Source organism: Methanobrevibacter sp. UBA417, assembly GCF_002508845.1.
GTDB classification, from domain to species: Archaea; Methanobacteriota; Methanobacteria; order Methanobacteriales; family Methanobacteriaceae; genus Methanobrevibacter_A; species Methanobrevibacter_A acididurans.
On the sequence record NZ_DAZC01000017.1, the window covers coordinates 25,559 to 50,701 of the forward strand.

The window sequence follows — 25,143 nt, forward strand, 5'->3', positions numbered from 1 at the left end:
TATGTAATGTATCACTTGTCGTTTATTTATTTTTAAAATTAGGAGGAAAATATGAAAAATTTTAAGTGTTTAAATATTTTAATTATTTTAGTAACGCTAGCTGTCTTAATATTATCTGTTCCTTCAGCTTTTGCAGTTGATACAAATAATTATACAAATGATAATGTAATATTAAATTCTAATACTACTAATAATATTTATGTGGATAATAATACTAATATTCAAACTGTTATTGATAATGCCAGTGAAGGTTGTAATATTGTTTTAAGCAATGGCACATATCATGAGTCCGGTTTAATTGTTAATAAAAGTTTAAATTTTATTGGTGATGAAAATTCTATTATCAATGCTACAAATTTTAATACAAGTATTTTCACCATAACAGGAAAAAATACTAATATTATGTTTGCTGGTTTAAATTTTATTGGAGGTTCTAGTAATTTTGGTGGTGCTTTAGACATTTATGATGCAAAAGTTACTATTTCTAATTGTAATTTCACAGGTGCCTATGCTAGTAACAATGGTGGTTGTATAGCTAATCTTGGTGGAAATTTAATAATTGATAATTCCTTTTTTAATAACTGTAGTAGTGGTCATAACGGTGGTTCAATAAACTGTTTTAATGGGGATTTAACCTTAACTAATAGCTTTTTTGCAAATTGTAAATGTGATTATGATGGGGGTGCAATTTCCCTAAATAATTACAGTAGTGGAAAAATTATAGGTAACTTTTTTATAAATAACACTGCAGGTGAATGGGGTGCTTGTGTTTATGAATGGAATGCAATAACTGTTAATATTACTAATAATATTTTTATTTCTAATAATGCTAAAAAAGGTGCTTGTTTATTCATCTATGGTGCAAATAATATAACTGGTAATGTTTTTAAAAATAATAGTGCTGATTATGGTGCAGGAGTATATGTTGAAGAAGCTTATGGATCTGTACTTTCAAGTGTTGAATGTAATTTTAATAGTTTTATTAATAATATTGCATTAAATGGTAGTGATGTTTACATTTATCGTTGTTCATTACCTAGTAATTTTAATAATAACTGGTGGGGAATAAATAACCCTTTAACCAATATTAGTCAATTTAACCAATCTTACTATGATATTAAAAATGATGTAGGTTTACCATCTACATGGTTAAACACTAAAGCTACCTATAAAAATAGTATAATAACTGTTGAAATGGCCTCATCTAATACTTCTAGTAAGGATAATATTAATTTACCAGTTTTCGCTAATTTATATTATAATAATAATTTAATAGATACAAATATTTTAATTAATGGAACTACAGATTTTAATGTTTCATCATATGAATTAGATAATATACTAATTAATGTAGGTAATCAAAATTTCACTTTCACATCAACTAATACTAGTACTATTCTTAATAGTTCTAATGTTTCTGTAATTTATGGTTATACTAATAAATACACTGTTAAATTAACAACTAATACTGGTAAAGCTTTATCCAATGAAGAAGTTCTTTTAAATATTACTAATTTAAGTAATGGATTAAACAAGGTATATAAGATTTTAACTGATAATGAAGGTATTGCAAGTTTACCTATTAATCTTTTAACAGGTGCCTATAGTATGAATGCAAGTTATTCTGGAAATAATCAGTATACATCATCAACAATTTTCACTTATTATAACATTATAACAAACCTTTATAATACTAATCTAATTGTTAATAATTTTAATGAAACATTTGATAGTGGTAATTCTTTAATTGGTAAATTGAGTGATGTGTGGGGAAATCCTATAGTAAATAGAATTGTTAATTTAAAATTATCCCGTTTAAGTGATGGTGTTAGTAAAACTTATTATGTTACCACTGATACTAATGGGGAGTATAATTTACCTATAAATTTAAATATTGGTTGTTATAAAGTAGATTGTTCTTTTGATGGGGATAATCCATATTTAGCAAGCAGTACCTTGGGTACAATTACTGTTTATTAATTAAATTTAATTTTTTATTTTTTTTAGATTATTTGTTAAGTTCTTTTTTTTATAGAATTAGTTTTTATATATTTTAAAACATTTTTCATATGAATATTTGCTCATATGATTAATTTATCTTATATAATATTATATACTGTTTAAAACATAAAACTATTTATGAATAAATTAGATGATTATAATCATAAAGCTACTGTGCATTTATCCTTTGCACTAGTTTTAAATCTACTTTTTAATGTTATTGTTATTGTTGGAGGATTACTTACTAATAGTATTGCGATTCTTGCAGATGCTGTTCATGATGTTGGTGATACTCTTGCAATTTTTATTGCATGGTTTTTGCAAAAGTTTTCTGAACGTGGTCGAAATTATATTTACACTTATGGATATAAACGGTTTAGTGTTTTAGGTGCAGTACTCACAAGTACTATTGTTATTTGTGCTTGTGTCGTTGTATTATATGAAGCTTTTAGTCGTTTATTTGCACCTGTGGAACCTTCTTCAACTGGTATGGTTCTTGTTGCCCTATTAGGTATCCTTTTAAAAGGTTTATCAGTTTATGCCTTACATGGAGGTAAAACATTTAATGAACGAAGTATTCTTGTTCACTTGTTTGGTGATGTTGTTGAATGGATTGTTGTTTTAATTTTAAGTGTTGTGCTTGTATTCTATAATATTCCTATTTTAGATCCTTTAGCTAGTATCGGTATTAGTTTATGGATTATTTATAATCTTGGAAATAATCTTTATCGTAGTTTAAAAGTACTGGTACAATCAGTACCTAATGATTTTGATTTAAAAACTTTTAAATCAGAAGTTACAAACATCCAGGGTGTTATTGGTGTTGAAGATTTACATGTGTGGAGTCTTGATGGAATTAGTAATGTTCTCACTTTAAAGATTAAGACAAATATGACTGATGCTAATAGTTTATTTAAAATTAAAGATGAAGTAAATAATATTGCTTCTAATTATGATGTTAGTGATTCTACAGTTGAGTTTAAAACCTAAAAACTTTTCATTTACACCATCAACTTTCATTTTCAATATTTTTAAAGATTCCTTTCATTATTTTATTAAATCTTTTCTTGTTTTCAATAATTTTAATCTTTCCATCCGTTTAAACCTATCTTCTAATCTTATTATTTAAAAAGTAATAATAAATGTATATATCTATTATTTAATTTTCACTTTTCTATAAATTAATATTTATAAAAAACTAAGAACTAATAAAAAAAAGTATTTGATAATTTGTGAGTATAAAAAAAAGTTTTTAAAATAAGGAAAAAAATTTGGAGAATTTAAATTTAATTTATAAATCTCCATTTACTTTTCGCTCTTCAAGTAATTTAAGACCTAAATCTCCAAGTTTATACTTTTGAATTTTTCCACTAGTAGTTAATGGGAATTCTTCTACAAAGAATACATATTTAGGAACCTTAAATCTTGCAATATTACCTATACAAAAGTCTCTTATATCAGCTTCTGTTAAGTCATCACAATTATCTTCTTTAATTATGAATGCACCTACGATTTCCCCATATTTTTCATCAGGTATTCCTGCTACTTGTGCATCTTGGATACATGGATGAGTGAATAAGTATTCTTCAATTTCACGAGGGTAAATATTTTCCCCTCCACGTATAATCATATCTTTAATACGTCCAACAATACTATAATATCCATCTTCATCTTCCACAGCTAAATCTCCACTGTGTAACCATCCATCAGGTTCAATGGTTTCAGCAGTTTTCTCAGGCATGTTATAGTATCCTTTCATCACATTGAATCCTTTACACATTATTTCCCCTTTTTCTCCTTGAGGTAATTCTTCACCAGTTTCAGGATCTACAATTTTAACCTCAATGTTTGGGAATTTTCTACCTACAGTGTTAACTTTCTTTTCAAAAGTATCTTCTGCACATGTTTGTGTGAATCCTGGTGCTGCTTCAGTTAATCCATAAACACTTGTGATTTCTTTCATGTTCATTTTATCTATTACAGCTTTCATTGCTTCTTTTGGACATGTGGAACCTGCCATAATACCTGTTCTTAAACTAGTTAAGTCGAACATATCAAACATAGGATGGTTTAATTCTGCAATGAACATTGTTGGAACTCCATAAACACTAGTACATTTTTCTTTTTGGATACTAGATAAAGTGAGTAATGGGTTGAATTCTTCTAACATTACAAGTGTTGAACCATGAGTGATTACTGACATTACTCCAAGAACTGTTCCAAAACAGTGGAATAATGGTACAATTAAACATAAACGATCTTTATTAGTATAGTTCATGTTTTCCCCAATATAAAATCCATCGTTTACAATATTTCTACTTGTTAACATTACTCCTTTAGGGAATCCTTCTGTACCACTAGTATATTGCATCATGATTACATCATTCTGATCCACATTAGCTTTTGCATCAGTTAATTCTTTATCTGCAACATTTTGACCTAATAAAAGTAATTCATTAGTATTGTACATTCCCCGGTGTTTTCTTTGTCCAATATAGATTATATCTTTTAAATGTGGATATTTTTTACTGTGAAGATTTCCTCTTGCTTGTGTTTTTAATTCTGGTACTAGTTCATACATTATGTTAAAGTAAGATGTGTCACGGAATCCATCAGTCATAGCTATTGCTTTCATGTCTGATTGTTCTAATACATAATCTACTTCATGTTTTTGGTAAGCAGTATTCATTGTTACAAGTACTGCACCAATTTTTGCTGTTGCAAACATGAATGTTATCCATTCAGGCACATTTTTTGCCCATATTCCAACATGATCTCCTTTTCCAACTCCAATTCCAAGTAATCCTTTTGCTAGATTATCTGCTCTTTCATCGAATTCTTTGTATGTGAAACGTAGTCCTCTGTCTGGGTAAACTAAAAATTCATGGTCTGGTTGTTTTTTTACCATGTCTTCAAAGAATGCTCCTAGACTTTTTTCTGTGAATAATTCTGAAATTTTAAACACCACCATTATATATTATTTTTTTTATTTTTCTTTAAAAAGCAATCATTTGCTATTTCATCTTCACTAATTAAGTGTTCTCTAAGTTTCTCTTTAATCTCTTCTGGTATGGGTTCTTTGTGTTGTGCCATAAAATCAAAGTTAACTACTACACTTTTTCCTTTAGCTTTTAATTCTCCATCTTGCCATGCTTCATGGCCTGTAACAAAAGATGTGTTTCCAATATGTAATATGTAAGTTTTTATAAGTACATCTTTACCATAAACGGTTTTTCCAACAAAATCGTTTTCTGTACGCAACATTATAAGTTTCCATTTTTCATAATGTAGGTCTAAATCCGGTGTGAAAAATCTGAATACATCATTTCTCCCAACTTCAAACCAGTTACCTATCACTGTGTTGTTTACACAACGCATTGCATCAATGTCCCCGAATTGTGGTTGAACTATAGTTTCAAACATTTTTATTTCACCTTCATACTTGGTATGTGTTTTCCGATTTCTTCTTCACTTATTAAGTGTTTATTAAGTTTTTCTTTTATGTCCTCAGGTATTGGCATTTGTTCATTGTTTATCCAATCATAGTATACAAGAATTGATTTTCCAACTGCTTTTAATTCTCCATTTTGCCATGCTTCTTCCCCTGTGGTAAATGAGGTTTCACCAACTCTTAAAATATATGATAAGATTGTTACATCTTTTCCAAAGAATGTTTGTCCAACAAAGTTTGCTTCATTGTGTACAAGTATTAATTTCCAGTCTTCATCTTCTAAGCTTAAATTTGGTGTGAAAAATTTAAATATTTCATTTCTAGCAAGCTCAAACCAGTCTACCATTTTATTATTGTTTACATGTTTTAAACCATCTATATCTCCAAAACGGGGAGTTACTGTTATTTCAAACATTTTTATGTTCTCCCATTTTATTTTAATCTTTTGGAGTGTAGAGTACTGCTAATATTTGTGATTTTTCTTTATGATAACTGTGAAGGTGGTGTGGTACGATTCCATCGTAGTATGCACTATCACCTTTGTTTAGTATACTTGTTTCTTTTCCATATTCTAATTCTATGTCCCCATTTAAAACATATATAAATTCTTCACCTTCATGGCTAGATAATTCATAGTTTTCTTCTTTAGATTCAACATCTATTATGAATGGTTCCATATGTCTGTCTACTTTTCCTGCTGCTAATGCATGGAATTCTAAATCTGAACTATTTGTTACATTTTCTCTTCCACTGAAGTATACGGTATGATCACTTTTTCCCCCTCTTACTATTATTGGATCTTCTTCAGGGGTGTCATCAAGGAATGTTCCGAGTCTTACTCCTAATGCACGAGATATTTTAGTTAGTGGTGTGAGTGATGGTATCACATCTCCTTTTTCTATAGCTTTTACTATAGGGAGGCTTACTCCACTATCTTCTGCTAGTTGTTTGATTTCCATGTCTTGGGTTTCTCTCATCTGTTTTACTTTAAATCCTATACTATTTTTTTCAGGCATTTTTTCTACCATCCTATTATGAAAAATTTTTTTAATATTAAGTTGTTATTTTTTTTTTGGAAGTTTTTAAAAATATTTTAAACTAGTAAAATTCTTGTAGTTTAATTTTTATTAAAATTAGTAAATTAATTATAAAAAAAATCTTAATCTTAATTTTTTTTATTATAATAATAATTATTATATTATATTAATTATTTTTATGATTATTTTTTCTGAAAGTTTTTGATAAAATTATTTATTTTTTATTTGTTTGGTTTCTATTTCTCTTTCAGATAAATTATTTTTTTTTGTAGGTGTGAAATTACTATTATATTGTAGTTAATTTACTTGAATATCTGTTGGGTACAGACTATTGGTTATTATGTTCCCTGTGTATTGAGCAGCGATGCTGCTCAAACCTAATGTTAACAAACCTATGGATAATAATTTTATTGTATCTCCTTTTGTTATTGAATTCAAGTTTGTTCACCTATATTAATTGTTTTGTATTTAAAATAGTTTTTATATATATTTTTTGTATAATTTTCTATTATACATTTTTAATATTGAATTTTTTATCATTTAAAGTTTGTTATTGTTTGAACATTTTTTTACTATTTTTTTTAGTGTTTTCCCTATTTTTAAATATTTTTTTATTTTTTATTTTTTTCAGATCATTATTTTAGTGTTGTGCCGGTAATTTTTTCAAATTTTTTCCGGTTTGCATGTTTTTTTAAGATTCATATTTTTTTAATTTTTTTCCTATTTTTTTATCTTAAATTTTTATTTATAATGTATTTTATTTTTATTTCTATTTTTATTGGTTTTATGTTTTTATTTTATCTTTTTAGTTTTGTTTTTTTGTTTTTTTTATTTTTTATCTTTTTAATGTTGGTTTTGGATTCTTATTTTTTTACCAAAACATTTAAATACTCTTGTAAACAACATTATTATGTCGGAAGGTGGTTTCCGTATTCCGGCAATAAATATTTTTTGAATAAACATCCATTTTTAAGAAATGATTCTTAATTCAAAAAGAATATGATAAATATTTTAAGAATAATCAAAAACCATTTCAAAAAAAATTCATAATTTTATAAGCTAAAAAAAAATTTCTAATTAATCATTTAATTTAAAAAGTTTGTTTATTCAAAAAAAAATTTTAATAAAAAAATAACGGAAAACCTCACAAAAAAAATTAATTTAAAATCAAAAATAATATTTACAGAAGAGAGAAGATTTATATGTCAGCAATCGCAGCATTAAGTTCAGGTGATACAGCATGGATAATAGTAGCATCTATTCTAGTATTACTCATGAGTATACCTGGAGCCGCATTTTTTTATGGCGGACTAGCTAAAAAGAAAAACGTATTAAACACAATGTTTTTAACACTCATAGCATTTGCAATAATTGCATTAATATGGGTAACTTATGGATATTCATTTGCCTTTGGTTCAACAATTAATGGAATCATAGGAGCACCTGCAAACCTATTTATGTCAGGAATTTCTCCAGATGCATTAAATGGATCAATACCAACAATGCTTTATATAGTGTTCCAATTAACATTTGCAGCATTAACAGGAGCATTAATATCAGGTGCAGTAGTAGGAAGAATGAAAACATCTTCATGGATAGTATTTATTATCGCATGGGCAACACTTGTATACCTACCAATATGTCATTGGGTATGGGGTGGAGGATGGTTAATGAACCTCGGAGCTCTTGATTTCGCAGGAGGTACAGTAGTTCATATTAACTGTGGTCTATCCGCATTAGCACTTATCTTAGTATTAGGTGCACGTAAAGAAAAAACATTATTACCTCATAACTTAACAACATCCATACTTGGTGCAGCATTCCTATTCTTTGGATGGTTAGGATTCAATGGAGGATCTGCATTAACAGCTGGAGGATTAGCTTCCAGTGCAATACTTGTAAGTATAGTAGCAGCATGTGCAGCACTCATCATGTGGTGTATTATTGATGCTATAAAAGTTGGAAAACCAACAGTATTAGGTGCAATAACAGGACTCATAGCAGGACTTGTAGCAATCACTCCTGCAGCAGGATTTGTTGATGTTCCAGCAGCAATTATAATTGGTCTTGGAGCTTCATTAGTTTCATACTTCGCAGTATACTACATTAAAGAAAGACTTGGATACGATGATGCATTAGATGTATTTGGTGTACACGGATGTTCCGGTATATTTGGATCAATCGTAACAGGTATATTCGCATCCCCATTCATTAACTCCGCAGCATCAGGATTATTATATGGAAATCCAGGACAAGTAGGAATACAATTACTTGCAACTGCAGTCTCAATAGTATGGGCATTTGGTGTAAGTTATATCATTGCTAAAGTAATCGATAAAACAATGGGTCTAAGAGTAGAAGAATCAGTTGAAGTAGAAGGATTAGATACCAATCTTCACGAAGAATCCGGATACAACTTATAAGATCAAAAACAATATATTATTAATGGAGTCATGATAACTTGAAAAGAATAATAGCAGTAATTCGTGAAGCAAAATTAGAAGATGTAAAAAAAGCCTTAATAAGAATAGGGTGTGATGGAATGAACATCTCCGAAATTAGAGGAAGAGGACGACAATTAGGAATAAAAGAATCATACAGAGGTTCAAACTATTGTATAGATTTAATCCCAAAAACACGTGTAGAACTAATTGTCAAAGACGAAGATGTTGAAGAAGTTAGTCAAGTAGTAATAGATGCTGCAAGAACTGGTGATGTTGGAGATGGTAAAATTTTCATCTCACCAATTGATGAAGTCATAAGAATAAGAACAGGTGAAAGAGGAGACGATGCAGTATAATGCATCTAATCCAAATCCCACCTTCTTTCTCCTTTTTTTAAAATTACTAAATATAATAAATTAATAAATAACTTTTTTTTTTAAACTTCAGGTAAACAATAAGCCATGAAAGCAACTAAAATCATATAAACTAAATAAATTATACCTGCCCAAATATTACTTGTAAAACTAAGAACTATCCAAAAAACAAAAGTAATAATTAAAAAATAGATTCCAATATGATCATGTTGCATAACATGACCTAAACCGGGCATAATCAAACTAATTATTCCTGCAAAAACACTTTCAACCATTATAAATAATTTCCTTATTAAACTTATAATTAATAAAACTTTAAAATCATAAGTATTTAACTCTTATTATTTATGAAATTTAAAACTATCATTTTAATATAATAAAAAGATGAATTTTGTAGAAATAGTATCAAAAAATATTTCGTGTTTATAAAAAATTAGTATTTTAAGGGGTTAATAAGGGGAAATTAATAAATAAAAATTTTCCCCAAAATTTAAATTTTTAATTTTATTCACTCATTTTGTAAGTATCATATGCAAAGTAAATACAATATATTAATACTATGATTGCTAATATGCTGTATACAATACTACCTTTAGTGGAGAACATAATTGCACCGAGTATAAGATAAATGATGAATATTATAATATTTTTTTTAGTTTCTCCACCTTGTATTAATTCTCCAATACCTGGTAAGAAAAATGAGATTATTGTAGCTAAATATTTATTTACCATAATTTTCACCTCCATAAAAATGTTTATTAATATTTTATTATTATACTTAAGATATATTAATTTTTTTTGTTTTTTTTTTTATTTGTTTTATTTTTATAATTAAATCTTATTTTTAAAGTATTGTAATTTTAAGTATTGTTTTAATCTTTAGATTAATAATTAAAGAAACATTTTTTTTAGAAATTTATTTTTTTGTCTAATTTTTTATTATTTTTTTTATTTAAGTTTAAAAAGATTAATTATTTTTGGGAAATTTATATTAAAAATAAGATATATAATTATATTTAATATGATTATTTTAAGAAAAAGTAAAAATGCTTGGAAAATGTATCCTATAGGTTCTCCTAAAGGGGCTTTAAACACTAGAAGGGAACCTGAATTTGTAGGAACACTTAAATTTCACTATGATGAAGCAGGTTTTAACTTAAACAAATATATTAAGAAAACTGAAAACGAGGATAAATTATATCCTCCCTCTGATGCTATAAATTTCTTGCGCTCACAAGCAGTATTTCTAGCTAGTCATGATGAGGATATAGAAGATTTTTTAACTAGTTCTAATATAAAAGTAAGACATACTAAAGTTTGTCCACATTGTATATATGAAGGGTTTGTAACAATCATTAGTAAAGATTATAGTTACTCTTATCATGATCAAAGAATTTGTAAAACTTGTGCTGAAGAAACTATTAAAAGAGAGATGAAACTTCGAAGATATGATAAGCATGTTTTTAAAAATTTTAGTAGAGTTTTGCAGAAAACTGGAAGTTTAGATACTGTACTTGAAATGTTATCTCCTAAGTTTGATCCTTTAAAACATAATAATTTAACACTTTTTGATAAGATTAAAGTGAATGATAATAAGTTTCCTGAAATCAAGATGAGTAGATTAAAAGTTCCTAAACCATTTAAAAAAGTATTAACTAGGGATCCTGATGCAAAACTTTTACCTGTGCAATTACTTGCTATACGTGAAGGTGTGATGCGTGATGAGGATATGCTTGTTGTTTCTGCTACTGGTAGTGGTAAAACTTTAATTGGTGAACTTGCAGGTATTCCTAAGGCTTTAAATGGTAAGAAGTTTCTTTTTTTAACACCTCTTGTTGCACTTGCTAATCAGAAGTATCGTGATTTTAAAAAGAAGTATGAACCTTTAGGTTTAAAAGTTGCAATTAAAGTTGGACAAAATCGTATACATGCTAAAAATGAATTAAGCTTACCAGATTCTAATATTACTAATTCTGATATTATTGTTGGTACTTATGAAGGTTTAGATTTCATGTTACGTAGTGGTAAGAAGGATTTACTAACTAATCTTGGAGTAGTGCTTATTGATGAAATTCATACAATTTCAGACCCGGATCGTGGTTTAAGATTAAATGGTTTAATTAATCGTATTCGTAATCTGTTCCCGAAGACTCAGTTGATTGGTTTAAGTGCTACTGTTCGTAATCCTAAAGTTTTAGCTGATGCTTTTAATATGAAACTTGTGGAATATGATCAACGTCCTGTACCTTTAGAGCGACATCTTGTTTTTGTTAGAAATGAGGTTCAAAAACGTTTAATTATGAAGAAACTTGTTCAAAAGGAGTATCATAGTAAGAGTAGTAAAGGTTTTAAAGGTCAAACTATTATTTTCACTAATTCTCGTCGTAAAACTCATAAAATTGCGAATTTTTTAAGTAATAAGGGAATTAATGCTAGTGCTTATCATGCAGGTTTATCTTATTATAAGAAGGAGCGTATTGAGAAGAATTTTGGTAAAGGTAAGATTGCTGCTGTTGTAACTACTGCTGCTTTAGCTGCTGGTGTGGATTTCCCTGCTAGTCAAGTTATTTTTGAATCTTTACTTATGGGTAATAAATGGATTAGTCCTAATGAATTTAGTCAGATGCTTGGAAGAGCTGGGCGTCCTAGTTATCATGATCGTGGTATGATTTATTTGTTACCTGAAATTGATAATGAATTTGATAATATATCTGAGGAAGTTACTGCTTTAAATTTATTAGAGAGTGATGTTGAAGATGTTCATGTTAATTATACTGAATCTGGTACTTTAGAAGAGATTTTAGCTGATGTTAGTAGTGGATCTTTAACTAATATTCAAATGATACATGATTTTTACTCTAAAAAACCAATTCCTATAGAACTTGATATAGGGGTAAATGAATTAATAGATAATAAAATGTTAGACCTTGATTATAATAAAAATGTTAACTCTTCAAAGTATGGTCGTGCTGTAAGTATGAGTTTTTTATCACCGGAAGATGGTGAATATGTGAAGAATTCACTTAAACGTGGAGATTACTTAAACCAGTTTATTAACAAACCTTACATGCAAAAACGTATTACAAAAATTTCATCAAAAAAACAAACAGCACATAAAAGTTTAGAATCACAAAAAAATAATAAAAATAAAACTAAGAACAAAAAAACTAAAAAAATGAATTATAAACACTTAGATAAAAATAATCCAGAATTAAAAATAGAAAACATTGCAATGGATTTAGAATTATTTGAAAATGCATACCTCTCTCCAGTAATACATAAACAAATATCTAACAGTATGAAAATGAATTTTTCAACAAGATTATTCAGCGAATCCACTTTAGATATTATATCCTCTGGGGATGTTCTAGCTAAAGTAGATAAAAAATTTCAAGAAGCATTACTTCGTTTACAAATAGATTTCTTACGTTGTAAATGTAATGATCGTCCATTTTGTGATTGCTTACAAAGAGGAGTTACTATGATAATTTTAGAGCAACGTTTAAAACATAAAGATCCTAATGATATTAGTCGTAAACTCTATAATGAGTACCAAATACAAGCTTATCCTGGAGATATTTATAGTTGGTTAGATACTTTTGTCCGTAACTTAGATGCTATTAAACGCATAAGTAAAGCATTTGATAATAAGAAAATGGTTAAAGCTTGTAATAATTTAATTAATGTTATAGAAAAAGGATAAATAAAGTTTTCATTGTTTTTCAAGGAATTTTTCACCAAGATTAATTATTTGTATTTGATTTTGTAATTTGCTTTTAATAGATTCTAAAAGTTTAACATTTAATAAAGCTATAGTGTATTTCACATCTTCCATATACTCTTTTTTAATTATTCTTAAGTTATGGTTTCTGATTTCATTATCCACATTTTTTATAATAGTGTAAGAAAATATTAATTGAACTGTTTGGTATTTTTCCATTTCAACTATTTCTGCGGTTTCTAAAGTGTTTTGCACACTTTTACTATATGCTCTAACAAGTCCTCCAGCACCTAATTTTATTCCACCAAAATATCTAGTTACTATTGCTGTGATGTTTTGAAGATTATTTTTCTTTAAAATGTTAAGCATAGGTCTTCCAGCAGTTCCACTAGGTTCACCGTTATCATCATAACCTTCACCCTCTTCTACAATATAAGCAGTGCAATTGTGTGTTGCATCTTTAAATTCTTCAGATATTTGTTTAATTATTTCTTTGGCTTGTTTTTCATTAGTTGAAGGTATTAATCTACAGATGAATTCTGATTTTTTAATGTTTAATTCATTAATATATGTTTGTTTAATGGTTTTCATAAAAAAGTAGTCACCAAAATTTGATTATAGTTTTTTCTGTTTTTTTTAATATTTTAATATTATTCTTTAAAAACTATTTTTTTAGGAGATTCCTATTTAATAATTAAAAGAAGTAAGTAGTATTTTAAAAAAGATTTTTTAAATTGAAAATTATAAATTTTCTTTTTTTATAGTAATAAAAACATTTTTACACCAATGATTATGAAAACAACACCAGCGATTCTTGATATTAATTCATGATAGCTTTGGAAGTATCCTCCAAAATAATTTCCAACACATAATACTATTACAGTTAAAACGATATCAACAGCTAAAATCATCCAAAATGGAACACCATTTGCTCCAGATAAAGTACCAATTAATAAATTATCTAATTCTGCAGCACCAATAAGTGCTATAAGTTCTACTAACATTTTTTATCAATCCTTTTATTATATTGATTTGGTTTTTAAAAATTCTATTATATTATAATGTTTTATTCCTTTTTGTGAAAAATCAGTTTCATCTGCACTTATTACGAATTTTGGATAATTATTTTCAATTTTTAATAATTCTCCAAATTCTCTTTTTTCATCATTTTCACAGGTTAAATAATCTGTAATTTGGAAGTAAATTTTTTCATCATTTTTAATGCAAATAAAGTCTATTTCTTTATCTCTTAGTTTACCTATTGTAATACTATAGCCACGTCTTAACATTTCCATATAAACTATGTTTTCTAAGATTTGACTTAAACATTCTGTGTTATTTAAACATAATGCTTGTCTGAATCCGTGGTCTGTTAGGTAAAATTTTTCATTAGTTTTTAGGACTTTATCTTCTATTAAATCTTCTCTTTTTACTTTGTGTATGAAGTATGCTTCTTCACAGTAAGTTAAGTAATTATAAACTGTTTCGTGACTAATTTTTAGGCCTTGTTTTTTGAAATATTTTGAAATACTATTTGCTGAGAATGGGAAACCAATGTTTAATGTGATGAATCTTATTAATTGATCTAGGATCATAGTACTTTTTATGGGATTTTTTTGAACTACTTCTTTGAAAATTATGGAATTATATAAATCTTCTAAATAAGTGAGTTTTAAATCTTCATTTAAATTAGAAACGTATGGTATTCCTCCAGATATTAAGTATTCTTCAAATATTAATTTTTCATTGTATTTTTCTTTTTTTTCTTTTTTTGATTCTATTATTTCTTTAAAATTTAAGGGATAGATTTTTATTATCTTATAATCTTGTTTTAATCTTTGTAATTTTTCGTTTAATTTGTGTTTATTGCTGATTGTGAGGTAAATATCAGTGTTGGTGTTTTGTAATTTATTTATACTTTCATTCCAGTTTTCTACATTTTGGATTTCATAAAAGAATATGTATTGTTTTTCTTTTGTAATTTTTTTTTCTAGTATTTTGTCTAGTTGGGTATTATTTTTGATTTTGTGGTATGTTCCATTTTCAAAATTAATTTCTGTAATGTTTTCTTTTTTGGTTTGTCTTTTTTTTAATTCTTCTATTGTATTTTTTAGTATTTTTGTTTTACCTGCTCTTTTTATTCCGGCTAGTATTTTTATACAGTTTTGGTCTATTAGTTCTTTGATTTGATTCGTGTATATTTCTCTTTCTATTGTCATTTTTTTCACTTTTGACTATTTTTTTAGTCACGTTTTTTTGTTTGTCTTCATAATATATAAAAGTTTTGCGTCTACAACTGCAAAAAATATGCAATTACTAAATTTTTATACTGTACATACAAAATTTAGTAAATTTTTAATTTTTACTCTAAAACTAAAAAATACACTCAAAAAAAATGAGTATTTAAAAAAAATTTAGATTAACTAATAAATTTACTGTTAAATTATAAATTTAAAATTATTAAAAAAATAAAAATCAGAAAAACAAGTTTTTAATATTTGGGGCCAAATTTATATTTAATAATAAACATACATATACAAAGAATTATATTAACAAAAATTTTATTGAAGGATGGTGAAAAAATAAATGGCAAATAAAGCAGCAACAGCATTAGTATTTTTTGTAATTGCAATAATAGCATTCGGTTTAAGTGCCTGCTGTGCAATGGCAACATATGGTGCATTTCAAACATCATCAATCACAGGATCTGATAATGGTGATACAGGTAGTGTAAGTTCTGATTATTCAGTAAGTGATGGGGATTCAAATACTCAATCTTCTAATAATAATCAAGATATCTTAACAAATGTTAAAGATACTGTAAAATCATTACTCGGAATGGATACAAGCAATGAAACCCAATATAGTGAAGACTCCTCTATAAGTAATGGTTATTAAATCTCCCGTTTTAATTATATGGGAGATTCACAATTTTATTCTACTTTTTTTTAAAAAAATTTTAAATTAATGGTTCAGGTATTCTAGGATTATCTTTTTTAGGCTTAACTCCACCAATTTTATCTAATCTCAATTTTAAAAATTCAGCACCCTTTGGAGTTATAGCATAAATAGGTACAGATTCACCTACTTTATAAACATTATTTTCTTCACAAATCTCCCAAACATATTTAGAAGCACAAGCAGTTATAATTTCACAATTACTTATTAATTCACTTGCATCTTTCTTGCTTAAACCTGTGGTGTGAACACCAAAAATGTAAATATTAACATCAGGATTAGAATCTTTTAATTTCTGGATTTCATTTAAACCATCACAACCTGCAAAAGTTACAACAATATTTTTAAAACCTCTATTTATTGCAAGTTTCACACCTTCAACTTGATTAATTGTAGTATTCTTGGGATCTGCTACATTTTCAATACCTATTTTTTCTATTATTTCAGGTATAGGGCTTGTTTTTATAAGTCCAGATACTCTTCCACCTACTCCTTGAACAATTTCAGGATTATCTAATATTACGGTTCCACAACCTTCACAGACCATTACGGCACAATCTATAATATTTTCTTCAATTAATGATGATGTTATTTCAGAGATTCCGAATGTTAAGAAGTCTTTCATTCTGATTTCACGTTCTGCTGTGCACATACCAAAATCTTTTATACGAAATTCAATGTTTTCTTTTATTTTATCTTTAGTAAGTTTTTCAATATTTCTATGTTTATGAAATAGTGGGCAGTAATCTATTTTTGGTTCACCAATGTTTACAATTTTCCCATCTTTAATCACTATTTTAGATTTACCTAATGCTTCAATAATGTGTTCATCCATTTTATCACTTTTAAAATATTTAGATTTAAATCTTATATATGTTTTTTCCTATTTTTTTTAAGTTATTAAAGTTTTTAGATTCATTTTTATAATTTTTTTCAGTGTATTTAAAATTTGTATGTTTTTTCCTATTTTTTTCAGTGTATTTAAAAAAGTTTATATGGAATATTCTATTTATATATAATATAATTGGAAACAATTTTTTAAAAAATTTATAAAAAGGTTTTAAAAATGTATACATTAAAAAGAGATTCTTATTTAAATAAAATTAAACCATTAATTGATAAAGATATCATAAAAGTTTTAACTGGTATACGTCGTTGCGGAAAATCTGTAATGCTAAAATTAATAATGGAAGAATTAGAAAACAAGGGAATATTAAAATCTAATATAATTTATTTAAATTTTGACTCATCCAAATTTCAAAACATAAAAACTAATGAAGAATTAAACAATTATATTACAAAAATTTTAGAAAATAAAAAAAATAAAGTTTATCTTTTTTTTGATGAAATACAAAATGTAGATGGATGGGAAAGAAGCATTAATGGTTTTATGTTAGATTTTAAATGTGATATTTATATTACAGGTTCAAATAGTAAATTATTAAGTGGGGAATTAAGTACTTATCTTACAGGAAGATATATTGAAATCCCAATTTATCCATTTAGTTTTAAGGAAATATCACAATATTATCAAGAAAATAATAAGAAAAAAAGTAATTGGGAAATATTTAATGAATATATTGCATATGGAGGATTACCTATTCTCTTAACATTAGATGAAGATAATAAATTAATGTACTTAGAAGATTTATATAATGCAATACTCTTAAAAGATGTAGTAACTAAGTATAATGTTAAAAATCCAAAGGTTTTAAACAATTTAATGCATTATATAAGTTTAAATATTGGACATACATTTTCGGGTTATAGTATTTCTAAATATTTCAAAAATCAAGGAATCAATGTAAGTCCAAATACATTATACAATTATTTAAGTTATTGTGAAAATGCATGTTTGATACATAAAGTAAAAAGAGAAGATTTAGTAAGTAAAAAAGTTTTGAAATCTAAAGAAAAATATTACTTAACTGATCATGGTTTTCGTCAAGCATTATGTTTATGTAATAATAGAGATTTAAGTCAAGTTTTTGAAAACATTGTTTATAATGAAATGTTAAGATTAGGTTATAAGGTAACCATTGGTGAGATAAAAAATAAAGAAATAGATTTGATTTGTAAAAAACATGATCAAAAAGTTTATATTCAAGTAACTTACTTATTAGATAGTAAAAAAACAAAAGAAAGAGAATTTGGTGAATTATTAAAAATTAATGATAATTTCCCAAAGATTGTTATAAGTGCAGATCAATTTGACTTCTCACAAGATGGTATAAAACATTATAATATCATTGATTTTTTAAAAGAATATTAAGTAATTTTTATTATAAAAATTTAATACTTTTTTTTTAGAAGTCACTTAATTTTTCTATATCAAATAGGACACTGCTTACGCATAAGTTTATTAATTGTTCCCCATATACCTTATCCACGTATACACCGTTTTCTTCCACGTCTCGTGCACCTGATTCAATACCCGGATCATCTAATCTTGCTTGTTTAAATTGTGATAATCCTACTTCTCCATAAATATTAGTATCTGCTTGGTTTTTTATTTGCTTTTCATCAAGTATTCCTAGTACTTTACCCATACTTAGTTCTCCTGATGCAGCATGGGGTCCTTCGTTTTCTACAATACTATTATTTACTTGTATTGTTACTCCTGATTTTTCTTCTATAAAATCTAAGTATTGGTATATGGGTATGTTTCCACCGTGACCATTTACTATTATGCATCGATCAATTTTTAGGTATTGTTTTGCAGATTTTAATGTTTTTGTTATTTCGTAAGCTACATCTTTTAGTTCGTAGTGTACACCATGATGTATTGTTGGTAATTCATATGCAGGGAATACTACACCTAAAAATCTGCATCCACTATTTAAACTTGCAATGAGTGATACGTAGGAAGCTATTTTTGCATCAGTGTCTATTGGTAATGATGGGCCGTGGTTTTCAAGGTGTGATCCTAATGCTAGTACTCCTACTTTATGAACTCTTGTGTTTTTTATGTTTCCTGCTTCTAGTCTTAGTTTCACCATTTTATATTAATCCTCCCAAATTTTATTATAATTCGAATTCCCAGATATCGTCGCCTATGTAATGTAATGTTTTTATTGCTTTTCCTGTATCATTTTCTTCCATTTCAGGACCAGTTATTAAACTTTCTCCCATTACTAATGGTTTGTGATGGTTTTCATCCACTACTAACACCACATCTCCTTTTTCTATTGTAGAGTCTGCTTGTGTTATTCCTGGACTCATTACATCTGCCCCGTTTGTCATGAATTTAACTGCTCCCATATCTACTACTACGGTTTTTGAATTTAAATCTTCGTAGAGTGCTGCTTTTAGTGTTGGGTATGGTTTGTTGTTAATCATTATGATGTATGGTTTACCATTTACAAGAACGAAATCGTTTGGGTCTACTTCTAGTAATTCTACACTATCTTTGTTGTTTATTAGTGTACCGTATTCTCCTAATTGTTTTTTGATTTCTTTAATCTTTTTTTTCTTTAAGAAGTATCGTTTTTTGACTTTCAAATTATTCCACCATTTAATTCTTTATTATTTTTATTATTTTGTTGTTTATATGATTAATAATTTATTATACTTAAGGCTAAACCTTTATATACTTTATTGGACTATATTATATTATTGTTGTAATTAAGATTAAATCATTAAAATAAGTATTTTATTTTTAAATTAATTTAATAATTTGTTTAAAATGGGCTTTATTTTTTTGCTTTGTTTTAATTATTAAATTACAGAAAAAAATTATTAATTTGTAGTTTTTATTTATTTGGATACTGTTAAATATTTTTTTAATAGTTACCTTTAAATAGGAAGCTAACATATTTATTATAGTATAGGTGATAATCATGAGCGGACAACAAAATGTTCAAAGACCACTTGACGCATTAGGTCAAGCATTAAACTCTCCAGTATTGATCAAACTCAAAGGAGATCGTGAATTCAGAGGTACATTAAAAAGTTTTGATTTACATATGAATCTTGTACTTAATGATGCTGAAGAATTAGAAAATGGAGATGTTGCAAGAAGATTAGGTACTGTCCTCATTCGAGGAGATAATATAGTATATATCTCACCTTAGATAGTCTTTTTTCTTGATTAATTACATATATATGCGTAATATTTTTGGGAATGTTTTATTTTATTAAAATATTTCTTTTATTAAAATTTTTATTCAATTATTTTAATTTAATTAGTAAAAAATATTTATTTTTTTAGATTATATTTTTTCTTTTTCTAGTTAATTATTTGTTGAATTATATAATTTTTATTTAAATCTTATAAGATATTTCACTAATAGATAATAAGTTTGAAGGGAGGAATTTGCAGTGAAAGGAACACCTAGTATGGGTAAGAAGAATAAGAAAACCCATATTCGTTGTAGAAGATGTGGTAGAAACACTTACCATGTTCGTAAGAAAGTTTGTGCTTCTTGTGGTTTCGGTAAATCTAAGAAGATGCGAAGTTACAATTGGCAAAATAAAAAACCTGTTACTGGTCAAAGATTAGTTTAAATGGGTTTTTACTTATTTATTTTTTCTTTTTTTTATACTATTTTAGTAATACTTTTTTATGTATTATTATTAACTACTTTTTTTTTAAAAAAATTATATTAATCCATAAAAACAAAAAAATAAACATACTCCATAAACCTTAAAAGAAATGAAAAACTCACACATTCTAAATTTAATAAAATAAGTATAGAAAGAAACACATATATTCCAATTCAACTTATACTAAAAAAAATGAAACCTGAAAACAATATATTCCAAAGAATCCAAGAAGGACAAGAAATCAAACAAACCGATCCAGAAATCCAAAATCTTTACAAAACATTCGATGAAACATTAAAAACAGTACAAAAAATAAACACTACAATACTAAGTAAAGATGAAATAAGAAAAATACTAAGTAAACAATTCGGTTATAAAATACACGAATCAGTATACATAATACCTCCTATATACTTAGACTATGGTCATAATATAAAACTTGGAAAAAACATTTTCATAAACCATTCCTGCAGCCTACTAGACCAAGGAGGAATAACAATAGATGATAATGTAATCATAGCGCCAAAAGTAAATTTAATAACCACAAATCATAAAATAAAACCAGAAGAAAGAACTACATTAATTTCTAAACCTATACATATTAAAGAAAACGTATGGATTGGTACTAATGCTACAATATTGCCAGGTGTTACAATTGGAAAAAATAGTATAATAGCTGCAGGAGCAGTAGTTTCAAAAGATGTTAAAGATAATGTAATTGTAGCTGGAGTGCCTGGAAAAATAATTAAAAAAATTTAAAAATCTTCTACTTTTAAACTTAAATTATTAATAATATCATTAATTAATTTTTTATCTTTACCAGTTTTATCAAGAATTAAACTAGTTAATTTTTCAGCTTCATCCTGTTTATAGTTAGCATTTAATTCTTCACCAATACTATCCCATAAATCTACAGCCCAATTCTTTTTACCATCATAAACTTGATCAACTAAAGTTAATTTCCCATCATGTAATCTGATTAAACGAATATCTTGTTTAGGTTTAGATTTCCTACCTTCTTTATTACAATCAAGATATAATCCATTTTTCATTTCTTCTTTATAGTCTCCAGCTTTAACAAAATCTCCAGTAATACTGTAACCATTCATTACACTTTTATCTAATCCTTCAACAGTTTTTAACCATCCTCCACATCTACGAAAATCAATACTAGGATCAAGTTCTGTAATTTCTTCACACCAATTTAATATCATTTTTATCTATCCTCTTTTTTTCAATCATTATTTTTTTTTAATTGTTATAATCATAAAATTAAGGGATATATTAAGAAAAATATTTTCATGATTTTAGTTTATGCTTACTTTAAAATTATGTTTGTATAAATCAATAGTACTCAAAAAATGTGTATGTTTTGTTTTACTATTATTTTACATTCATATTTTAATTTTAAGCATTTAAATCATCTATTAATCTGTAAATATTTTTTTATCCCTTTAATTTAAATAAACACCTATATTAAAAAGGTTAATCTAATTAAATTTAATTTTTATTATAGATTTTTCCTTTTTATTTTGGTTAAGTAATAATTTAATAATTAGTTTATAAATGACTTATCCGAGAGCAAATGAAAAGTAAAAAAAGGTTTTGATTTGAAAAATTTGGAAAATAATTAAATACAAAAACGAATAAAATATTTATTAGCTTTAAAATTACTTTATTTTTTTGTGATTTGAATGAACGAATTATTAAATAAATTTAACATTAAAACAAACAACTTAGATATATATGAAACAGCTTTCACACATTCCTCTTATGCGGTGAAACAGGAATTACCCTTAGATTATGAAAGATTAGAATTTTTAGGAGATTCTATATTAAACATGATCGTATCAGACATTTTATTTAAAATGCACCCTAATTTTGGTGAAGGAAAACTAACAAAAATTCGGGCAAATTATGTATGCCAACAAGCATTAATCTTTTACTCACATAAATTTGGTTTAGATCAATATGTTAAATTAGATTTTGAAGACAGTTACTTAACAAAAAACGAGGTATTAAGTATAACAGCAGATGTTTTTGAATCTTTCTTAGGAGCAATATATTTAGATCAAGGATTTGATACAGTAAAAAAATTTTTAATCGAAACCATTTATCCTTATATAAAACAAAAATTAATCTTTTTTTATGATTATAAATCTTCTATTAAAGAATATGGGGATGCAAATGAAGTAAAAGTCGATTATGAATTATTAGAAGAAAAAGGATTACCTCATAATAAAACATTTAAAATGTGCATTTTAATAGATGGAGAACAGTACGGAACTGGAGTAGGTAAAAATAAGAAAGATGCAGAACAATTAGCTGCTAAAGAAGCAATAAGTAAATTAAACATAGAAAGTAAATAATGCATATTTTAGGATAGTAAATGATTTTTTTTAATTATTATTCACTGTTTTTATAATTTATTTATTAATTTTTATGAATATTTGAAAAATTTAATTATAAATTAATTTTCTATTTTTTTTGAGTGATTTTTATGGTTGAATTAAATAAAGATAGTATTTTAGAAAGTTTTAATGAAATGGAACAAGAATTACGTTTATATCCTATAGAAGAGGGTTTAGAAGATGATATTATAAGTGTTATTAAAGGTAAAGAATTATCTTCTAATGAAATGTTTGATTTAGATTCTAGAATTGAAGAATTTTTTTATGGTGCTGGTTTGAAGTGTCGTAAAGAAACTTATTTTTTTGATAATGGTTTTGAATTTTATGTTACTGAATTAGAAATTGATTTACGTAAATTGGTTCATATTCGTGATAGTTTCCCTAAATTTGATCGTGTTAGTGTTACTACTGATATGGATCAGGGTTTTTCTACTTTAGCTGTTAAATTTAAATTATAAAATATTCTTTTTTTTATTACTATTTTTTCATTTTTCATCCTTAAATTTTTAAGGGTAAGTTTTATTTATTGATGTGAATATATTATCATATAGACATGTTTTTCATTAAAAATGATTGATAATGGAGGTGACAAATTTTAAACCTATAAAACAGATTGTTATTTTAATCTTACTTTTTGCATTAATATCTTCAATCACTTGTGTATCAGCAGAAAGCTTAACAAGTAATGATAATTCCACTAATATTATAAGTAACTCTACAGATAATAGTGTATCTAGCACTAATTCTCCTAATATTATTTATATTAATCCAGGTGATTCTATAAATGATACTGTTAATAAAGCAGCTATAAATAGTACTATTATTTTAAATCCTGGAGTTTATAATGAATCTGGAGTTATTATTAATAAGAGTATTTCTATTTCAGGTAATGGTAATTCTGATGATGTGATTATTGATGGTAAGAAAGCTAATAGTATTTTTATTATAAATAATTTTAGTACTGTTTATGTGTCAAATCTTACTTTTATAAATGGATGGGGTGCAGATTTTGGTGGTGGTATAAATTCCCAGAATTCTTCTTTATATGTTGATAATTGTAATTTTATAAATAACACTGCTCATACAATCAATGGTGGAGGTATTTATAGTGGTGGTGAAGTTGATCTTAAATCCTATTTGTTTGTGAATAATTCTTATTTCTGCAATAATTATGCAGGTCATGATGGTGGAGCTATTACTACTTATAAAGGTGATAGTTATATTTATAATAGTGTTTTCACCTTAAATTATGCTTACCGTGATGGTGGAGCTGTTCGTGTTGGAGTTTATTCAACCACTTACATTTATGGTTGTTTATTTGAGAATAATACAGCAAGAGAATGGGGTGGAGCTTTATATAATTGGCCAGGTAAATTAAGTGTTTATAATTCAACAATTAATAATAATACTGCAGGTACTCGTGGTGGGGCAATTATTACTTCCGGACCTTTAAATGTTTTTGATTCTGTTATTACTAATAATTATGCTGGAATGTTTGGTGGAGCTATCTTTATTGATGAAGAAACCCCTGGAATACCTTCTACAGCTACAGTTAATAATAATATTATTATGAATAATAGTGCATGGATTGAAGCTCAAGATATTTTCATTGATTTAACTACTTCTAAAACTACAAATTTCGATAATAATTATTGGGGTACAAACGATCCAATTAATGGAAGTGATTATAAGTATTCTTGGGCAGATCGTGTAAGTTTTAATAATTTCACAAATAATCCGGTTAAATGGATTACCCAAAATAATTCTAATTCAAATAATAATGGGGTTAATGTGAATCCTAGTACTAATAGTACTAATCCAATTAAAACTAATAATGCATCTTCACAAGTAACTAATACTCTAAATAATTTAGCTAAGTCACTTAATAGTATGAGTGGTAATTTAACTAATTCACTCCATAATGATTCTAGTCAAGAAAATCAGGTTTCTGATTCTTTGAATGTTCAAACTAATTCAAATGTTGGTGCTAATCCTGATTCATCAAGTTCTGATTCAAAAAAGTATACTGAAGTTAAAGTGAATAAAACTAATGATAAAAATAATAATGATAATTTACAATACTTTATTTGTGCTTTTATTGTACTTGCTGCACTTGTAATTGGATTTTATATGCATAAGAAATATTAAAAGTTCTTTTAAAGAATTAGTATAAATTCTTTTTTTTAGAACTAATAAATTTT

General features: G+C 26.4%; 26 protein-coding genes. 13 read left to right on the plus strand and 13 right to left on the minus strand.

Translation table 11 applies throughout. The features are described 5' to 3' along the window. The first annotated feature begins 51 nt into the window (after window positions 1-51). Entirely contained in the window at window positions 52-1,980 is a 1,929-nt protein-coding gene (locus tag BP769_RS02665) for a hypothetical protein (protein ID WP_409198891.1), read from the plus strand. A 159-nt stretch (window positions 1,981-2,139) separates the two neighbouring features. Next, complete coding sequence (locus BP769_RS02670; protein WP_409198892.1) at window positions 2,140-2,991, plus strand: cation diffusion facilitator family transporter; 852 nt, start codon at window positions 2,140-2,142, stop codon at window positions 2,989-2,991. A 301-nt stretch (window positions 2,992-3,292) separates the two neighbouring features. On the opposite strand, the gene BP769_RS02675 is transcribed toward BP769_RS02670, so the two are convergent. The 4 genes from BP769_RS02675 to BP769_RS02690 are packed head-to-tail and all read right to left on the minus strand — an operon-like array spanning window position 3,293 to window position 6,468. Next, window positions 3,293-4,972: an AMP-binding protein gene (locus BP769_RS02675; protein ID WP_409198893.1), complete on the minus strand. Its 1,680-nt coding sequence runs from the start codon at window positions 4,970-4,972 to the stop codon at window positions 3,293-3,295. Continuing rightward, window positions 4,972-5,424: an acyl-CoA thioesterase gene (locus tag BP769_RS02680; protein ID WP_409198894.1), complete on the minus strand. Its 453-nt coding sequence runs from the start codon at window positions 5,422-5,424 to the stop codon at window positions 4,972-4,974. Before BP769_RS02680 ends, BP769_RS02675 begins: the two co-directional genes overlap by 1 nt. A 2-nt stretch (window positions 5,425-5,426) precedes the next feature. Then, on the minus strand, window positions 5,427-5,867 hold the full coding sequence (locus BP769_RS02685) for an acyl-CoA thioesterase (RefSeq protein ID WP_409198895.1): 441 nt from the start codon (window positions 5,865-5,867) through the stop codon (window positions 5,427-5,429). 22 nt (window positions 5,868-5,889) lie between these two features. Continuing rightward, window positions 5,890-6,468, minus strand: a complete 579-nt coding sequence (locus BP769_RS02690; protein WP_409198896.1) for a helix-turn-helix domain-containing protein — start codon at window positions 6,466-6,468, stop codon at window positions 5,890-5,892. A gap of 1,223 nt (window positions 6,469-7,691) precedes the next feature. Between BP769_RS02690 and BP769_RS02695 the strand changes: the two genes are divergently transcribed. Together BP769_RS02695 and BP769_RS02700 are read left to right on the plus strand one after the other, a co-directional pair. Then, entirely contained in the window at window positions 7,692-8,912 is a 1,221-nt protein-coding gene (locus BP769_RS02695; protein ID WP_409198898.1) for an ammonium transporter, read from the plus strand. 38 nt (window positions 8,913-8,950) lie between these two features. Further along, the gene (locus tag BP769_RS02700) at window positions 8,951-9,289 is read left to right on the plus strand and encodes a P-II family nitrogen regulator (RefSeq protein WP_409198899.1); all 339 of its coding nucleotides are present in this window, start codon (window positions 8,951-8,953) and stop codon (window positions 9,287-9,289) included. Between the two features lie 80 nt (window positions 9,290-9,369). Here the strand turns inward: BP769_RS02700 and BP769_RS02705 are convergent, their stop codons facing one another. Further along, window positions 9,370-9,582 carry a hypothetical protein gene (locus tag BP769_RS02705; RefSeq protein ID WP_409198900.1) on the minus strand — a complete coding sequence of 71 codons (213 nt, stop codon included), beginning with the start codon at window positions 9,580-9,582 and terminating at the stop codon, window positions 9,370-9,372. Window positions 9,583-9,811: 229 nt separating this feature from the next. Continuing rightward, on the minus strand, window positions 9,812-10,039 hold the full coding sequence (locus BP769_RS02710) for a hypothetical protein (protein ID WP_409198901.1): 228 nt from the start codon (window positions 10,037-10,039) through the stop codon (window positions 9,812-9,814). Window positions 10,040-10,328: 289 nt separating this feature from the next. On the opposite strand from BP769_RS02710, the gene BP769_RS02715 reads away from it, so the two are divergent. After that, complete coding sequence (locus BP769_RS02715) at window positions 10,329-13,010, plus strand: DUF5814 domain-containing protein (RefSeq protein ID WP_413862001.1); 2,682 nt, start codon at window positions 10,329-10,331, stop codon at window positions 13,008-13,010. 9 nt (window positions 13,011-13,019) lie between these two features. On the opposite strand, the gene BP769_RS02720 is transcribed toward BP769_RS02715, so the two are convergent. The 3 genes from BP769_RS02720 to BP769_RS02730 all read right to left on the minus strand — a co-directional run bounded on the left by BP769_RS02720 (window position 13,020) and on the right by BP769_RS02730 (window position 15,247). Then, window positions 13,020-13,619 carry a YigZ family protein gene (locus tag BP769_RS02720; protein WP_413862003.1) on the minus strand — a complete coding sequence of 200 codons (600 nt, stop codon included), beginning with the start codon at window positions 13,617-13,619 and terminating at the stop codon, window positions 13,020-13,022. Between the two features lie 167 nt (window positions 13,620-13,786). Next, complete coding sequence (locus BP769_RS02725; protein ID WP_409198904.1) at window positions 13,787-14,032, minus strand: hypothetical protein; 246 nt, start codon at window positions 14,030-14,032, stop codon at window positions 13,787-13,789. Between the two features lie 18 nt (window positions 14,033-14,050). Beyond that, complete coding sequence (locus tag BP769_RS02730) at window positions 14,051-15,247, minus strand: ATP-binding protein (RefSeq protein WP_409198905.1); 1,197 nt, start codon at window positions 15,245-15,247, stop codon at window positions 14,051-14,053. A 367-nt stretch (window positions 15,248-15,614) separates the two neighbouring features. On the opposite strand from BP769_RS02730, the gene BP769_RS02735 reads away from it, so the two are divergent. Further along, the gene (locus tag BP769_RS02735) at window positions 15,615-15,926 is read left to right on the plus strand and encodes a hypothetical protein (protein ID WP_409198906.1); all 312 of its coding nucleotides are present in this window, start codon (window positions 15,615-15,617) and stop codon (window positions 15,924-15,926) included. 61 nt (window positions 15,927-15,987) lie between these two features. On the opposite strand, the gene BP769_RS02740 is transcribed toward BP769_RS02735, so the two are convergent. Continuing rightward, window positions 15,988-16,821 (minus strand): methanogenesis marker 8 protein, encoded by an 834-nt coding sequence (locus BP769_RS02740; protein WP_409198907.1) that lies wholly within the window; start codon window positions 16,819-16,821, stop codon window positions 15,988-15,990. A 231-nt stretch (window positions 16,822-17,052) separates the two neighbouring features. On the opposite strand from BP769_RS02740, the gene BP769_RS02745 reads away from it, so the two are divergent. After that, complete coding sequence (locus BP769_RS02745; RefSeq protein ID WP_409198908.1) at window positions 17,053-18,258, plus strand: ATP-binding protein; 1,206 nt, start codon at window positions 17,053-17,055, stop codon at window positions 18,256-18,258. A 34-nt stretch (window positions 18,259-18,292) separates the two neighbouring features. Here BP769_RS02745 and arfB read toward each other — a convergent pair whose 3' ends face one another. After that, window positions 18,293-18,985, minus strand: a complete 693-nt coding sequence (gene arfB, locus BP769_RS02750; protein WP_409198909.1) for a 2-amino-5-formylamino-6-ribosylaminopyrimidin-4(3H)-one 5'-monophosphate deformylase — start codon at window positions 18,983-18,985, stop codon at window positions 18,293-18,295. A gap of 25 nt (window positions 18,986-19,010) precedes the next feature. Beyond that, a complete protein-coding gene (locus tag BP769_RS02755) occupies window positions 19,011-19,487 on the minus strand; it encodes an RNA-binding protein (protein WP_409198910.1) in 477 nt (158 codons plus the stop codon). 338 nt (window positions 19,488-19,825) lie between these two features. Here BP769_RS02755 and BP769_RS02760 point away from each other — a divergent pair, with 338 nt between their 5' ends. The 3 genes from BP769_RS02760 to BP769_RS02770 all read left to right on the plus strand — a co-directional run bounded on the left by BP769_RS02760 (window position 19,826) and on the right by BP769_RS02770 (window position 21,290). Further along, window positions 19,826-20,059, plus strand: coding sequence for an LSm family protein (locus BP769_RS02760; RefSeq protein ID WP_409198911.1), 234 nt, complete (start codon window positions 19,826-19,828; stop codon window positions 20,057-20,059). 247 nt (window positions 20,060-20,306) lie between these two features. Beyond that, entirely contained in the window at window positions 20,307-20,492 is a 186-nt protein-coding gene (locus BP769_RS02765) for a 50S ribosomal protein L37e (RefSeq protein ID WP_409198912.1), read from the plus strand. Between the two features lie 231 nt (window positions 20,493-20,723). Then, entirely contained in the window at window positions 20,724-21,290 is a 567-nt protein-coding gene (locus BP769_RS02770; protein WP_409198913.1) for a sugar O-acetyltransferase, read from the plus strand. Here the strand turns inward: BP769_RS02770 and BP769_RS02775 are convergent. Beyond that, window positions 21,287-21,745 carry a hypothetical protein gene (locus BP769_RS02775; protein WP_409198914.1) on the minus strand — a complete coding sequence of 153 codons (459 nt, stop codon included), beginning with the start codon at window positions 21,743-21,745 and terminating at the stop codon, window positions 21,287-21,289. The genes BP769_RS02770 and BP769_RS02775 overlap by 4 nt on opposite strands. Before the next feature lie 480 nt (window positions 21,746-22,225). Here BP769_RS02775 and rnc point away from each other — a divergent pair, with 480 nt between their 5' ends. From rnc to BP769_RS02790, 3 genes are all read left to right on the plus strand, one after another. Then, the gene (rnc, locus tag BP769_RS02780) at window positions 22,226-22,900 is read left to right on the plus strand and encodes a ribonuclease III (protein WP_409198915.1); all 675 of its coding nucleotides are present in this window, start codon (window positions 22,226-22,228) and stop codon (window positions 22,898-22,900) included. A gap of 131 nt (window positions 22,901-23,031) precedes the next feature. Continuing rightward, window positions 23,032-23,400: a hypothetical protein gene (locus BP769_RS02785; protein WP_409198916.1), complete on the plus strand. Its 369-nt coding sequence runs from the start codon at window positions 23,032-23,034 to the stop codon at window positions 23,398-23,400. A 121-nt stretch (window positions 23,401-23,521) separates the two neighbouring features. Continuing rightward, entirely contained in the window at window positions 23,522-25,090 is a 1,569-nt protein-coding gene (locus BP769_RS02790; RefSeq protein WP_413828500.1) for a hypothetical protein, read from the plus strand. Window positions 25,091-25,143: the final 53 nt, after the last annotated feature.

Bases quoted from the DNA above. Each gene is read 5' to 3' on its own strand.
- BP769_RS02745 (WP_409198908.1), top strand. From the start codon at position 17,053: ATGTATACATTAAAAAGAGATTCTTATTTAAATAAAATTAAACCATTA.
- BP769_RS02665 (WP_409198891.1), top strand. From the start codon at position 52: ATGAAAAATTTTAAGTGTTTAAATATTTTAATTATTTTAGTAACGCTA.
- BP769_RS02685 (WP_409198895.1), bottom strand. From the start codon at position 5,867: ATGTTTGAAATAACAGTAACTCCCCGTTTTGGAGATATAGATGGTTTA.
- BP769_RS02735 (WP_409198906.1), top strand. From the start codon at position 15,615: ATGGCAAATAAAGCAGCAACAGCATTAGTATTTTTTGTAATTGCAATA.
- BP769_RS02740 (WP_409198907.1), bottom strand. From the start codon at position 16,821: ATGGATGAACACATTATTGAAGCATTAGGTAAATCTAAAATAGTGATT.
- BP769_RS02680 (WP_409198894.1), bottom strand. From the start codon at position 5,424: ATGTTTGAAACTATAGTTCAACCACAATTCGGGGACATTGATGCAATG.
- BP769_RS02715 (WP_413862001.1), top strand. From the start codon at position 10,329: ATGATTATTTTAAGAAAAAGTAAAAATGCTTGGAAAATGTATCCTATA.
- BP769_RS02760 (WP_409198911.1), top strand. From the start codon at position 19,826: ATGAGCGGACAACAAAATGTTCAAAGACCACTTGACGCATTAGGTCAA.
- BP769_RS02785 (WP_409198916.1), top strand. From the start codon at position 23,032: ATGGTTGAATTAAATAAAGATAGTATTTTAGAAAGTTTTAATGAAATG.
- BP769_RS02695 (WP_409198898.1), top strand. From the start codon at position 7,692: ATGTCAGCAATCGCAGCATTAAGTTCAGGTGATACAGCATGGATAATA.
- BP769_RS02690 (WP_409198896.1), bottom strand. From the start codon at position 6,468: ATGCCTGAAAAAAATAGTATAGGATTTAAAGTAAAACAGATGAGAGAA.
- arfB (WP_409198909.1), bottom strand. From the start codon at position 18,985: ATGGTGAAACTAAGACTAGAAGCAGGAAACATAAAAAACACAAGAGTT.
- BP769_RS02790 (WP_413828500.1), top strand. From the start codon at position 23,522: ATGGAGGTGACAAATTTTAAACCTATAAAACAGATTGTTATTTTAATC.
- BP769_RS02720 (WP_413862003.1), bottom strand. From the start codon at position 13,619: ATGAAAACCATTAAACAAACATATATTAATGAATTAAACATTAAAAAA.
- BP769_RS02730 (WP_409198905.1), bottom strand. From the start codon at position 15,247: ATGACAATAGAAAGAGAAATATACACGAATCAAATCAAAGAACTAATA.
- BP769_RS02725 (WP_409198904.1), bottom strand. From the start codon at position 14,032: ATGTTAGTAGAACTTATAGCACTTATTGGTGCTGCAGAATTAGATAAT.
- BP769_RS02710 (WP_409198901.1), bottom strand. From the start codon at position 10,039: ATGGTAAATAAATATTTAGCTACAATAATCTCATTTTTCTTACCAGGT.
- BP769_RS02705 (WP_409198900.1), bottom strand. From the start codon at position 9,582: ATGGTTGAAAGTGTTTTTGCAGGAATAATTAGTTTGATTATGCCCGGT.
- BP769_RS02670 (WP_409198892.1), top strand. From the start codon at position 2,140: ATGAATAAATTAGATGATTATAATCATAAAGCTACTGTGCATTTATCC.
- BP769_RS02675 (WP_409198893.1), bottom strand. From the start codon at position 4,972: ATGGTGGTGTTTAAAATTTCAGAATTATTCACAGAAAAAAGTCTAGGA.
- BP769_RS02775 (WP_409198914.1), bottom strand. From the start codon at position 21,745: ATGATATTAAATTGGTGTGAAGAAATTACAGAACTTGATCCTAGTATT.
- BP769_RS02770 (WP_409198913.1), top strand. From the start codon at position 20,724: ATGAAACCTGAAAACAATATATTCCAAAGAATCCAAGAAGGACAAGAA.
- rnc (WP_409198915.1), top strand. From the start codon at position 22,226: ATGAACGAATTATTAAATAAATTTAACATTAAAACAAACAACTTAGAT.